Here is a 12753-nt window from a genome sequence, read left to right on the forward strand (position 1 = left end):
TGTCTGGGGGCTACCCGGCCTTGCCGAGCGCCTTCGCCTTGTCCGGCTCGATCCACCATGTGGTGGCCACCGGGAAAACGTCATAGGCCGGCAGGGTTTCCGGATAGCCGAACATGTCCCAGATGGCCACGGTGTGAATGGACTTCGTCCACTGCGGCACCCAGTAGTGCCCCAGCCGCAGCACCCGATCGAGGGCGCGTGTCGCGGTGAGAAGCTCCTCGCGCGAGGCGGCGCCCGTCATTCCTGCGATCAGCGCATCCACCGCAGGACTGTCGATGCCTGCCAGATTGCGCGTTCCCGGCGTGCGGGCCGCCTCGGAACTCCAGAGCTGCTTGACGTCCTCGCCGGGGGTTGCCGTCAGGGCAAAGCGGCTGGAGACGATGTCGAAATCGAAATCGTTCACCCGCGACTGATACTGGGCTGGATCCACCACCCGGAAGGTCGCCGCGATGCCGAGCCGTTCCAGGTTCTGGATATAGGGCAGCACAATGCGTTCGAAGGAGGGCGAATTCGACAGGAACTCGAAGGAGAGCTGCTCTCCCTTGCCGTTCACCAGACGGGTGCCGTCCTTACGATAGCCCGCCTCGCCCAAGAGCTTCAGGGCGCGGGCCAGCAGCTTGCGGTCCGTGCCGCTGCCATCGCTCACCGGCGGCATCCAGGCCTCGGCAAAGACCGCCTCGGGAAGCTCTGCGCGGAACGGCTCCAGCAACGCCAGCTCCGCCTCGGAGGGCAGGCCGGTCGCCATCATGTCCGAGTTCTCGAAGAAGGACCGGGTGCGCTCATAGAGGCCGTAGAAGAGGGACTTGTTCGACCATTCGAAATCGAAAGCCAGACCGATCGCCTCACGGACCCGGGGATCCGCGAACTTGTCGCGCCTGGTGTTGAGGAACCAGCCCTGGGCGCCCGCCGGCCGGTCATCCGGGAAGGTCTTGCGCACCACCTTGCCCTCGTTCAGGGCGGGGAAGTCGTAGCCGGTGGCCCAGAGCTTGGAATAGAACTCCTCGTGGAAGGTGATGTCGCCCTTCTTGAAGGCCTCGAAGGCGACCTGATGGTCGCGGAAGAACTCCACGCGGATCGTGTCGAAGTTGTTCTGACCCGCCATGACCGGCAGGTCCTTGGCCCAGTAATCCTTCACCCGGTCATATTCGATGTAGCGCCCGACCGCCCGGTCGCCGACCTTGTAGGGGCCGGAGACCAGCGGCGGGGTCAGGCTCGACTGCTCGAAGTCGTAGGTGGTGTAATAGGCCTTGGACACCACGGGCAGCACGGAAACCAGAAGCGGCGTCTGGCGCCCCTGGGTGCCGGAGAAGACCAGCTCCACCCGGCCGGGATTGAGGGCGACGGCCTTGTCGAGGCTGGCGAGGACCTGCCGCAGCTGGGGGTGCCCCTTCTCCTTCAGCAGCATCATGGAGAAGGCCACGTCCTCCGCCGTGATGGGCGACTTGTCGTGGAAACGCGCTTCCGGGCGCAGATTGAAGGTGTAGGTGTTGCCGTCTTCCGACACCTCGACGGAGCGGGCGATCAGACCGTAGACCGCGTCCGGCTCGTCATAAGCCCGCACCATCAGACTGTCGAAACAGATCTCCATCAGTGGTGGCGCGTCGCCCTTGAGTGTCAGGGTGTTCAGCGTGTTGAAGGTCTGCGGGTTCTGATTGTAGCTCCAGCCCCCGGGGCGGAACATCAGCTTGCCGCCCTTGGGAGCGTCCGGGTTCACATAGGTGAAGGCGGAAAAATCCGCGCCGTGCTTCAGTTCTCCGAAAACAGAGAGGCCGTGACGCGGCCCGATGGCCGGCATGGCTCCGTCAGCGGCCCGGGCCGCATCGATGCCACCCAGCCCCGAAAGCCCCCAGCCCCCGAAGGCAGAGGCGCCGAGCGCGGCTGCCGAAAGCTGAAGGACCCGGCGGCGGGAGGGGCCGCCGTTCTCCGGTTCACCGGGACGGTCGGGTCCGCACCCGCTGGCGGCGCCGGTCATTTCGGCGCCCCGGTCTTGGCGGCCTTGGCCTCGTCATACCACCAGATCGTGGGGAAGCCCGGCGTGTATTCCGGAATTTTCTCGGGATGACCGAACCGGTCCCAGCGGGCGGTGCGGTCATAGTCGAGATACCACTGGGGGATCACGTAGTGATGGTGCACCAGCACCCGGTCCAGCGCCCGGGTGGACGCGACCAGCGTTTCCCGATCCTCGGCGAAGATGATCCGGTCGATCAGGGCGTCGATGCCCTTGTCCTTGATCCCGGCATAGTTCTGCGACTGCTCCAGATCGGCCGAACCGGAGCCCCAGTAGTTGCGCTGCTCGTTGCCCGGCGACAGGCTCTGCCCCCACAGGAGGGTGGCCATGTCGAAGTCGCGCGACCGGATGCGATTGATATATTGCGGCGTATCGAGAACGCGCAGGTTCAGCTCGATGCCGATCAGCTTGAGATTGTCCGCCAGCGGCAGGACGGTGCGCTCCGCGGTCGGGTCGGAGGCCAGATACTCGATGGTGAAGGGCTCGCCCGTCTTGGCATTGACCAGCTTCTTGCCGTCCAGCTTCCAGCCGGCTTCCTGCAGCAGCTTCAGGGCCTTGCGCAGGTTGGAGCGAACCGCCTGGGGCGATCCGCCCACCGGGTTCTCGTATTCGGTGGTGAAGACGTCGGCAGGCACCAGATCCTTCACGCTTTCCAGGATCTCCAGCTCCTTGCCGGTGGGCAGGCCGGAATGGGCCAGCTCGGTACCAGCGAAATAGGAGTTGATGCGCTTGTACTGGCCGAAGAAGGCCGTGCGGTTCAGGCTCTCGAAGTCGAAGGCGAGATTGATCGCCTCCCGCACGCGCGGGTCCTGGAACTTCTCGCGGCGCAGGTTGGGCACGAAGGCCTGCATGATGCCCGAGCCATGATCGGGGAAGGTTTCCAGCACGATGCGCCCCTGCTTCACCGCATCAATGTCATAGGCGGTTGCCCAGTTCTTGGCGATGTTCTCTGTGCGCCAGTCGAACTGGTCGCCCTTGAAGGCTTCCAGCATCACGTCATTGTCGCGGTAGCTGTCGTAGCGGATCTCGTCGAAATTGTTCGTGCCCACATTTGCCGGAAGATCGGCACCCCAGTAGTCGGCAACGCGCTCATAGGTGACCGAGCGGTTGAACTCGAAATCCTTCACCCGATACGGTCCGGAGCCCATCGGCGCTTCCTGCAGGCCGGAGGCGATGTCCCGCGTCTCGCCCTTGGCATTGGTGCCTTCCCACCAGTGTTTCGGCAGAATGGTCAGCTGGCCGACGATATGGGGCAACTCGCGATTGTTGCTCGTGTCGAATTCGAAACGAACGACGCCCGCCTCCGGCGAGGTAACGCTCTTGACGTTCTGATAGTAGAACTTGTCGCGCGGGCTGAGCTCGATGGACTTCTCGAACGACCAGATCACGTCATCGGTGGTGATGGGTTCCCCGTCGTGCCAGCGAGCCTTGGAGTTGATGCGGTATTCCACCCAGGAAAAGTCGTCCGGATAGCGCATGGCCTCGGCGATCTGGCCGTACATGGCGCTGATGTCGAGCTCGTCCAGCGAGGAGGTCATCAGGTTTTCGTAGACGAGAAGAACGCCCGGCGCCGGGTTGCCCTTGGGCAGGACCGGATTGAAGGTGTCGAAGCCGCCGCTGGTCGACAGGCGCACGCGGCCGCCCTTGGGAGCGTCCGGGTTCACATAGTCGAAATGCTTGACGTCGGGACCATATTTCGGCGTGCCGGTCAGGGCCGTGGCGTGGTGCCATTCCGGCGAGGCCGCACCTTGCGCCATCACCGGACCGGCAAGCCCGAGCCCCAGTCCGAGCCCCCCGGCAAGAAGAAGTGTTCGCAGTCCCGCAGCCCCCATGTCTCCCGTGCGCTTCAGACGCGCGATCAAGCGACCGGAATGAACCTGGGCCATGCAACTCTCCAAATTTCGTAAGACGCGACAGCTCGTGCCGGAGGGTCGATTCATCGATCCTTCCGACCCCTTCATACTAGGAGAGGATTGGGGCGCTCGCCAGCCCGCCCAAGGCTAGATGACGGAAATTTAACATGAAGGCTTTTCGCTGGGAACGCCGACCTTGACCGGCTGAAGGGCCGTGGCGGAGAGGGTCGACCCGCCTCTGCCGCGCGATGTCGGTGATGTCGGCTTGGGGCGCGGACGGGACTTTTCGCCCTTGCGCAGATACATGGCCTGGTCGGCGGAGCGCAGGATCTCCTGGGCCGTCAGCCCATCCTCCGGATAGCGCGACATGCCGATCGACACATCGACAGAGAGGCTTCCGGCTCCCGCTGCGATAGGGGCGCGGATCGCACTGCGCAGACGTTCGACGAACATGAGCCGGGCCTCGTCCTCCATGCGGTTGCAGGTGAGGATCACGAATTCGTCGCCGCCGATGCGCGCCGCCGTATCGGAATTCCGGATCTCCACGGAGAGGCGCCGGGCGACTTCGCGCAGCACCAGGTCGCCGATCTCATGTCCGTAGGTGTCGTTGATGGGCTTGAACCCGTCGAGATCCAGATAGAACAGGTCATAGCCGCGCCCCTCCCGCTCGACCATGCGGCTCAGCTGGTTGATGCGCTCTTCCAGCAGCCGGCGATTGGCCAGCCCGGTCAGGGTGTCGTGCAGGGCCAGCCCCCTGACCTGGAAGACCTCATGAACAAGGAAGAAGCTCAGCACGGAGATAAGAAGCGTTGCGGCAATTCCGAAGAAGTGCGCCATCATCGCGCCGACGGGGATCTGACCCGCATCCGGGCGCAAGCGGTACATGACAATGTCCCACGGAGCGAGAGTCGGCAGACTGACGGAGATCCGCGCCACCTCGGTGGCCAGTTTCATGTCGCCGGGAAAGTCCTCTTCGAGCGGCCGCGGCGGGGTGTCTGCCCGCTCGACCCGAAGAACATGGGTGTCGGGCTCCACGGAAAGCTGAAGGGTCTGGAAGAGCTGGCTCTCGTCGACAAGGAAGCTGGCAAGACCCCAGAAGACCGATGTGCCCTCCACCCGGTCACGGCGCGCGGCCACAGACTGGCCCAGCGGCAGATGGATCGGAACCTCGACCATGATGCCCCGATCGCCGGACCGCAACTCGCGGGCATCCGAAAGGAAGCTGCGACTGCTTTCCCGCGCAGCCTCAAGGGTGACATACATGTCCGGATTGGCGTCCAGATTCTCTCCGAGGACGAAGGGCTCGGCCCCGCGTGGATAGCTGAATGCGACCCTTGCACCGCGCGACAGGTGAAGGGACAGGATCTCGTCATGCCCCTGCAGCAGCCGCTCGGTGAAAGTCTCGAACCGCGCACGGTCGATCTCCGGATCGACCGCGAGATAGGCCTCCAGCCCCTGTCCAAGGGACATGATCTCGCGCACCCGCCCCTGAAGGCGTGCCTCTGCCTCGAGAACCTGCCGCTGAAGGGTGTTGCGAGCCCGTGCACTGTCAGAGGAATCCACCAATGACCCCACGTAGCTGGTCACCCAGAGCCCGCAGATCAGGCAAAGAGTTGCGGCCAGGGACGCGGGAACCACTCCACTGCTTGTTCGACCCGGAAAAAGGCGAAATACCTGCCGCAAGATCTCTCCTCCAAATCACTGCAAAAATCAACAGTAAGGATTAGATCGTAATTTGCTTAAATCTATATTATCGGAATAAATCAGACTGCAAGAGCTAATATATGCAAGTTGCAACGATAATATTGTCAATTATAACCATGAAATATCTATATTCACCCCACAAACAGACAAGGCCGCCCACAGAGGCGGCCTCGGTCCTGAACGGGGTTCTCGACGGGAGCGGTGAACGCCCTCACGCATTGATCTTGCGCTGTTCCTTCGTTTCCAGTGCGGCAAGAGGCGTGCGCGCATTGGTGCTGGAAGACCGCTTGCGGGATTTCTCGTGATACATGCGCGCGTCTGCGGTCCGGCGCAACTCGATGATGGTGCGTGCATCTTCCGGATAGCTTGCGGTCCCCACGCTGGCCTTCATGTCGAGTTCGACGGAAGACAGGTCCACCCGGTCATGCAGAGCTCCCTCGATACGCTTGCGGAAGGCTTCCCGGTCGGCGGCCTTGAGGGAGCCGACCACAAGGACGATGAATTCGTCGCCGCCGATGCGAGCGACCATGTCGTCATTCCGGGTCAGCCGGCGCAGGCGCTGCCCCACTTCCATGAGCAATTCATCGCCGACCTCGTGGCCATGAGTGTCATTCACGGCCTTGAACCCGTCGAGATCGACAAAGAAGATGTCGAAGGCCTGACTGGACTTGCGGGATCCCTCGACCAGTCCCTGCATGCGGCTTTCGATCTGGCGCCGATTGGGCAGTCCGGTGAGCGGGTCGTTCAGGGCGAGACTGCGGACCTTCTGCAGTTCGTAAATCACGAGGAAGACCAGACCCGCGATCAGGCCCGACAGGAGGAGACCGATCCCGCCAACCCAGAACACGGCGGCGCCGGTTGTCTTCCAGCCACCTTGGGTGCGCGCCTTGAGGATCCAGCCGGAACCACCGGGGACATCGATCGACAGGGTGACGAGACCCTCTGCGGCATCCAGCACCGTGCCTGCAATGTGAGCATTCTCCGCGGAGATCCCGCCGCTCGCATCGCGGGCCAACTCGATCTCCAGCCCCGACGGAAGATTGATCAGATCCGCCGACTTGAGGATCCGCTCAATGTCGAGCACGAGCGTCGCCACGCCCCAATAAGGCCACTGGCCAATCTCGCGGCGTCCCTCATGCGGGGTGTAGATGGGGATGCGGACCAGAAGGCCGCGACCGCCCTGCACCAGATTGATCGGCCCGGAGACAACCGTCGAGCGCTGGGTCATGGCCCGTTCGATATCCGGCCACTGGGCTTCCACCTTGCGATAGTCGAGGCCGATGGCGCGGCTGTTCACCTCGTTCGCCGGATAGACGAACCTGATGACATTGTCGGGCGCGACGCCGAGGGAGCGGATGTTCGGATTGTCTTCCACCAGATTGGCGCCAAGAAACTCGAAGTCTTCCTGCGACAACTCCGGATGGCGGCTGATGTAGCTGCGAAACCCTTCCCCCAATGCGACCGCCTCGAGCAGGCGGCCTTCGAGGCGCGCCTTCATCTGGGACAATTGGCCAAGGACGCTCTGCCGCTGCTGAGCGACAAGACTTCCCGACACCAGACTGGCGACATGCAACGTCAACCCGAGCGACAACACAGCTGCGATCAAAGACGCAATGATTGCAGGGCCGCGGACGGGATGTTTGGAATACCAGTTCTGGAGCCGGGTCATGGCGCTCCCCTCGTCTGTACCTCGAACAGGCGATTACGTAGCGTCCATTGTTGGTGCAAAGGTCTTAACATTGGTAAAATACAAAAGACCACGCCCGTTAAAAGCGTGGTCTTTCTGCGTCTCAATTGTTGCGAAAAAGGCTTACGCAACAATACCCTTGGTGATTTTACTGAGCGGTCGCAGTGGCTTCCGGAAGCGGCACCGGACTGTCAGCCTGTTCGCGCAGATAGGCGATCAGATCGGCGCGTTCTTCAGGCTTCTTCAAGCCCGCAAAACCCATGCTCGTTCCCGGCACATGGTCCTTCGGCTTCAGGATGAAGGCGTCCAGATGGTCGAAGCTCCACTCCGGGTTCTGCTCGCCAAAGGCGACCATGCCGGCGGAATAGGCGAAGCCCTCATGGGAGGCCGGCTTGCGACCGACGACGCCCCAGAGTGCCGGACCAACCTTGTTGGCGCCACCCTGGCTGAAGTCGTGGCAGGCGGCGCATTTCTTCGCGACCTTCTCGCCATCGGCAGCCGATGCGGAGGCCAGACGAACGGCAATGGGCTCCTCGGTGGCCGCTTCTGCGGTCTCTGCCCCTGCACCGCCCTCTTCGGTGGCAACGGCAATCGCGTAACCAGGCGTTTCCGGCTCTTCCGTTTCGAAGATGATGTCGGACACGATGCCGACACCCATCGTCAGGATCAGAACCATCAGAACCGCCCCCGCGGCCTTGTTCAGCGTGAAGGAATCCATACTTCCCGGCTCCTCTCTCCGGCCTCAAGCTCATGCGCGTTCAGGCCCGACTCAATGCGCATCCGGACCCGCCAAGCTTTTTAGATAGTTGCCGGACCCTACAAATTTTTTGACCTCTCTGTCCATAGGTATAAAAGGACGAGGCCTATGACAATCGGCCGCATTCACGCGGCCGGTCGAAGGCTATTCTTTCAGGAGATGCCGTTGATTTCGCCGCTTGTTCTCATTCCGGCCCGCATGGCCGCCACACGCCTTCCGCGCAAGCCGCTCGCCGACATCTGCGGCAAGCCGATGATCGTGCGCGTGTGGGAACAAGCCATGGCCGCCGAACTGGGCCGCGTGGCGATTGCCTGCGACCACGAGGAGATCGCCGCCGCTGCACGCGCGCATGGGGCGGAAGTGGTGATGACCTCTCCCGACCATGCGTCCGGTTCGGACCGGATCCACGAAGCCGCCAACCTGCTGGACCCGAACCGCGCCCATGACGTGGTGCTCAATCTTCAGGGGGATGTGCCGCTGATCGAGCCGGAGGCCGCCCGCGCTGCCTTTGCGCCGCTCCAAGATCCGGACGTGGCCATCGGCACCATCATGACGGAGATCCGCGACCCGCGCTTCCGGGACGATCCGAGCTTCGTGAAGACCGTCGCGAGCCCGCTCGGAGGCCGGCGCCACCGCGCGCTCTACTTCACCCGCGCCACCGCGCCCTCGGGCGACGGGCCGCTCTACCAGCACATCGGCGTCTACGCCTATCGCCGCGATGCGCTGGAGCGCTTCGTGTCCCTTCCGCCCTCTCCGCTGGAACTGCGCGAGAAGCTGGAGCAGCTGCGGGCGCTGGAGGCGGGAATGCGCATTGACGTGGAGGTGGTCGACAGTGCACCGATGGATGTGAACACGCCGGAAGACCTGGAACGGGTGCGCGCGGCCTTTGCCAAGGCCTGAGACCGCGCCGGACCAGACCCACAAGGACAGGACAGCCCGGAACCGGGCCACAGGACACAAGTGATGAGCGACAGAAAGAAGATCGTCTTCCAGGGCGAAATCGGGGCCAATTCCCACATGGCCTGCCAGAATGTCTATCCGGACTACGAGGCCATTCCCTGCGCGACCTTTGAAGACTGCTTCACCGCCATGGAAAACGGCGAGGCGGACCTGGGCATGATCCCGGTCGAGAACTCCGTCGCCGGCCGGGTGGCCGACATCCACTATCTGCTGCCGCGTTCCAGCCTGCACATCATCGGCGAGTATTTCCTGCCGATCCGCTTCCAGCTGATGGCACCGAAGGGGGCGACCCTCGAAGGCCTGAAGAGCGTGCAGAGCCACGTGATGGCGCTCGGGCAGTGCCGCAACATCATCCGCGACCTGGGGCTGAAGGCCATCGTGGGCGCCGACACGGCAGGTTCCGCCCGCCAGGTCGCCGAGGCAGGCGACCTGAGTGCTGCAGCGCTGGCGCCGGGACTTGCCGCCGACATCTACGGTCTCGACATCCTGAAGCGCGACGTGGAAGACGCCGCCCACAACACCACCCGCTTCCTCATCCTGTCGCCGGAAGACCGCCTGGCCGCCAACACCGGCCAGCCGATCATCACCACCTTCATCTTCCGGGTGCGCAACGTTCCGGCCGCGCTCTACAAGGCGCTCGGCGGCTTTGCCACCAACGGGGTGAACATCACCAAGCTGGAAAGCTATCAGCTGGAAGGCCAGTTCTTCGCCTCCATGTTCTATGCGGATGTGGAAGGCCATCCCGATGATCCGAGCGTTGCGCTGGCGCTCGAGGAGCTGCGGTTCTACTGCGCCGAGCTGAAGATGCTCGGCGTCTATTGCGCCAGCCCGTTCCGCGAGAAGATCCGTGAACCGGAAGCCAACCGCGCCCTGCGCCCGGCCGCTTCCAACTGACCCCCTTCCGACCGAAGAGACCTTGAGCCCCATGACCGACCTGCGCTTCGACGCCCTCTGCATCGGCAACGCCATCTGCGACGTGTTCGCCCATGTGGAAGAGGACTTCCTCTCCCGCGAGAACCTGATCAAGGGCTCGATGCGCCTGATCGACACGGACGAGGCCGTCCGCCTCTATGGCAAGATGGGCCAGACCGTGCGCATTTCCGGCGGCAGCGCCGGCAACACGGCGGCCGGCATCGCCTCGCTGGGCGGCAAGCCGGCCTTCTTCGGCAAGGTGGCCGATGACGAGCTGGGCGACAGCTACGCCCATGACATGGTGGGCACCGGCGTGCATTTCGACACGCCCCGCCTGATCGGCGAGATCCCGACTGCCCGCTCCATGATCCTGATCACGCCGGACGGCGAGCGCACCATGAACACCTATCTGGGCGCCTGCACCCGCTTCGGCCCGGCCGACGTGGATGCGGATGTGGTCGCGGCCTCGGCGGTGACGTACATGGAGGGCTATCTGTGGGATCCGGAAGAAGCCAAGAAGGCCTTCCTGGAAGCCGCCCGCATCGCCCATGCCAACGACCGCAAGGTCGGCATCACCCTGTCCGACAGCTTCTGCGTCGATCGCTACCGCGCCGAGTTCATCGGCATGCTGAACGACCGCACGGTCGACCTGATGTTCGCCAACGAGCATGAGATCAAGGCGCTCTACGAGACCTCCGATCTGGACAGCGCCGTCATGGCCGCCTCCCGCAGCGGGGCGCTGACCGCGCTGACCCTGGGCGAGAAGGGCGCCATGGTCATCACCGGCGACGAGGTGCTGGAAGTGCCCGCGCGGGCCGTCTCCGACGTGGTCGACCTGACGGGGGCCGGCGATCTCTTTGCCTCCGGTTTCCTCTTCGGCATGGCCCGCGGCCTCGATCTGGCGACCTGTGCCGAACTCGGCTGCCTCTGCGCCTCCAACGTGATCACCCATGTGGGTGCACGCCCGGAACGGCCGCTCAGCCAGGCCGCGACGCAGGCCGGTTTCAAGTTCTGAGGACTTCCGAGCCTCGAGTGCAAAGGCGGTCCGGACCCCGGGCCGCCTTTTTTCGTTCTCGGGCCCTGCTCCGCTGAACCAACACGCCACTCTCCTCATCCCCGCGCAGGCGGGGATGCAGGACCCGAGTACCCCCGCGCAGTTGCCTTCAGAAGTTCTGGATCCTCGGCACAGGGCCGAGGATGACGGCTGAAAGGTGCGGGCGAGGAGACCGGCGAGTGGATCCCCGAGCAAGTGAGGATGACCGGGAGGGATACGGGAGCGCCGACCCGCTGCACCTCCCAAACACAAAAAAGGCGGCGCCTTGCGGTGCCGCCTTTCTGAAGATCGAACCTTGAAAGCCTCAGTCGGCCAGGTCTTCCTTGCTGGTGACGTTGCCGTCTTCGTCCAGGTGGTAGATCACCGGGGTGCCGGTGCCGAGTTCCCGCTTCAGGATCTCATCCGGGGTCAGCTTTTCCAGTTCCATGATCAGGGAGCGCAGGGAGTTGCCGTGAGCGGCGACGATGGTGCGCTTGCCAGCCAGGACCTGCGGCAGGATCTCGGCGCGATAATAGGGCAGCACGCGCTCGGCGGTCATCTTCAGGCTCTCGCCGCCCGGAGGCGGAACGTCATAGGAGCGGCGCCAGATGTGGACCTGCTCCTCACCGAACTTCTCGCGGGCCTCGTCCTTGTTCATGCCGGTGATGTCGCCGTAGTCGCGTTCGTTGAGCGCCTGGTCGCGGATGGTCTCCAGATCCTGCTGGCCCAGTTCCTCGAGGATCAGGGCAAGGGTCTTCTGGGCGCGGGACAGGGCCGAGGTGTAGGCGAGGTCGAAAGTCAGCTTCATGTCCTTCAGCTGCCGGCCGGCGGACTGGGCCTCAGCAACGCCCTGTGCCGTCAGGTCCGGATCCTTCCAGCCGGTGAAGAGGTTCTTCAGATTCCATTCGCTCTGACCGTGACGGACAAGCACCAGAAGGCGTTCCATGGTCGTATCTCCTCGCAAATTCAATCAGTCATTCAGGCCGAGAACATCGGCCATGGAGTAGAAACCGGGGCCCTGCTTGCGGGCCCAGAGCGCCGCCTTGACGGCACCCTTGGCAAAAAGCTGGCGATCCTCGGCCCGGTGGATGAGCTCGATGCGCTCTCCTTCGCCGGCAAAGATCACGGAGTGTTCGCCGATCACCGAGCCGCCGCGCAGGGTGGCAAAGCCGATGTCGCCCGCGGTGCGCGCGCCGGTGATGCCATCGCGGGACCGCACGGAGCGGGCCTCCAGGTCGATGTCGCGTCCGTCGGCCGCCGCCTGTCCGAGCAGCAGCGCGGTGCCCGAGGGCGCATCCACCTTGTGCTTGTGGTGCATTTCCAGCACCTCGATATCGAAGTCCTCGTCCAGCGCCCTTGCGGCCTTCTTCACCAGTGCAGCCAGAAGATTGACGCCGAGGCTCATGTTGCCGGACTTGACGAGCGCCACGGACCTTGCCGCCTCGTGCAGGGGCGCGTCCTCACCGGCGGCCCAGCCGGTGGTGCCGATGATATGGGCGATGCCCGCACGGGCCGCGAGGGCGGCAAACTGGAGAGACGCCTGAGGTGCGGTGAAATCCAGAACGGCCTCGCCCTTGCCGAAGGCGGCTGCGGCATCAGCCGTGATCGCGACGCCGAGCGGCCCGACGCCGGCCAGCTCCCCCGCGTCCCGGTCGAGGGAATCGCTGCCGTCCCGCTCCACTGCGGCGACCAGAACGGCCCCCGGGGTTTCCGTCACGGCCCGCACAAGGGCCCGTCCCATCCGGCCGGCCGCGCCAACGACCACAAGGCGCATATCGCTCATACCCAATCCCATGTCGCTTGAGGGTTGCCTGATCATCCCCGGATCGCGCAACGACG

Annotated in this window: 10 protein-coding genes; 3 read left to right on the plus strand and 7 right to left on the minus strand. The window is 63.9% G+C overall.

The features are described from left to right. Window positions 1-10: 10 nt before the first annotated feature. The 5 genes from FR728_RS16720 to FR728_RS16740 form a co-directional block, all read right to left on the minus strand. Window positions 11-1972 (minus strand): extracellular solute-binding protein, encoded by a 1962-nt coding sequence (locus FR728_RS16720; RefSeq protein ID WP_149893890.1) that lies wholly within the window; start codon window positions 1970-1972, stop codon window positions 11-13. Further along, window positions 1969-3894, minus strand: coding sequence for an extracellular solute-binding protein (locus tag FR728_RS16725; protein ID WP_208998884.1), 1926 nt, complete (start codon window positions 3892-3894; stop codon window positions 1969-1971). The genes FR728_RS16720 and FR728_RS16725 overlap by 4 nt, the downstream gene beginning before the upstream one ends. 129 nt (window positions 3895-4023) lie before the next feature. After that, window positions 4024-5499: a GGDEF domain-containing protein gene (locus FR728_RS16730; RefSeq protein WP_149893891.1), complete on the minus strand. Its 1476-nt coding sequence runs from the start codon at window positions 5497-5499 to the stop codon at window positions 4024-4026. A 277-nt stretch (window positions 5500-5776) separates the two neighbouring features. Continuing rightward, a complete protein-coding gene (locus FR728_RS16735; protein ID WP_244304713.1) occupies window positions 5777-7063 on the minus strand; it encodes a diguanylate cyclase in 1287 nt (428 codons plus the stop codon). A 337-nt stretch (window positions 7064-7400) separates the two neighbouring features. After that, window positions 7401-7970, minus strand: a complete 570-nt coding sequence (locus FR728_RS16740) for a c-type cytochrome (RefSeq protein WP_149893893.1) — start codon at window positions 7968-7970, stop codon at window positions 7401-7403. 198 nt (window positions 7971-8168) lie between these two features. Here FR728_RS16740 and FR728_RS16745 point away from each other — a divergent pair, with 198 nt between their 5' ends. From FR728_RS16745 to FR728_RS16755, 3 genes are all read left to right on the plus strand, one after another. Continuing rightward, window positions 8169-8909, plus strand: a complete 741-nt coding sequence (locus tag FR728_RS16745; RefSeq protein WP_377176244.1) for a 3-deoxy-manno-octulosonate cytidylyltransferase — start codon at window positions 8169-8171, stop codon at window positions 8907-8909. A 63-nt stretch (window positions 8910-8972) separates the two neighbouring features. Beyond that, complete coding sequence (locus FR728_RS16750) at window positions 8973-9863, plus strand: prephenate dehydratase (RefSeq protein WP_149893895.1); 891 nt, start codon at window positions 8973-8975, stop codon at window positions 9861-9863. A 31-nt stretch (window positions 9864-9894) separates the two neighbouring features. Then, the gene (locus FR728_RS16755; RefSeq protein ID WP_149893896.1) at window positions 9895-10896 is read left to right on the plus strand and encodes an adenosine kinase; all 1002 of its coding nucleotides are present in this window, start codon (window positions 9895-9897) and stop codon (window positions 10894-10896) included. Window positions 10897-11239: 343 nt separating this feature from the next. On the opposite strand, the gene FR728_RS16760 is transcribed toward FR728_RS16755, so the two are convergent. Together FR728_RS16760 and dapB are read right to left on the minus strand one after the other, a co-directional pair. After that, window positions 11240-11860, minus strand: coding sequence for a 2,3-bisphosphoglycerate-dependent phosphoglycerate mutase (locus FR728_RS16760; RefSeq protein WP_149893897.1), 621 nt, complete (start codon window positions 11858-11860; stop codon window positions 11240-11242). 24 nt (window positions 11861-11884) lie between these two features. After that, on the minus strand, window positions 11885-12697 hold the full coding sequence (gene dapB / locus FR728_RS16765) for a 4-hydroxy-tetrahydrodipicolinate reductase (protein ID WP_149893898.1): 813 nt from the start codon (window positions 12695-12697) through the stop codon (window positions 11885-11887). Between the last annotated feature and the right edge of the window lie 56 nt (window positions 12698-12753).

Origin of the sequence: Roseibium aestuarii (assembly GCF_008477545.1) — a bacterium.
GTDB lineage: Bacteria > Pseudomonadota > Alphaproteobacteria > Rhizobiales > Stappiaceae > Roseibium > Roseibium aestuarii.

Bases quoted from the DNA above. Each gene is read 5' to 3' on its own strand.
- FR728_RS16720 (WP_149893890.1), bottom strand. From the start codon at position 1,972: ATGACCGGCGCCGCCAGCGGGTGCGGACCCGACCGTCCCGGTGAACCG.
- FR728_RS16725 (WP_208998884.1), bottom strand. From the start codon at position 3,894: ATGGCCCAGGTTCATTCCGGTCGCTTGATCGCGCGTCTGAAGCGCACG.
- FR728_RS16735 (WP_244304713.1), bottom strand. From the start codon at position 7,063: ATGAAGGCGCGCCTCGAAGGCCGCCTGCTCGAGGCGGTCGCATTGGGG.
- FR728_RS16740 (WP_149893893.1), bottom strand. From the start codon at position 7,970: ATGGATTCCTTCACGCTGAACAAGGCCGCGGGGGCGGTTCTGATGGTT.
- FR728_RS16745 (WP_377176244.1), top strand. From the start codon at position 8,169: ATGCCGTTGATTTCGCCGCTTGTTCTCATTCCGGCCCGCATGGCCGCC.
- FR728_RS16750 (WP_149893895.1), top strand. From the start codon at position 8,973: ATGAGCGACAGAAAGAAGATCGTCTTCCAGGGCGAAATCGGGGCCAAT.
- FR728_RS16755 (WP_149893896.1), top strand. From the start codon at position 9,895: ATGACCGACCTGCGCTTCGACGCCCTCTGCATCGGCAACGCCATCTGC.
- FR728_RS16760 (WP_149893897.1), bottom strand. From the start codon at position 11,860: ATGGAACGCCTTCTGGTGCTTGTCCGTCACGGTCAGAGCGAATGGAAT.
- dapB (WP_149893898.1), bottom strand. From the start codon at position 12,697: ATGAGCGATATGCGCCTTGTGGTCGTTGGCGCGGCCGGCCGGATGGGA.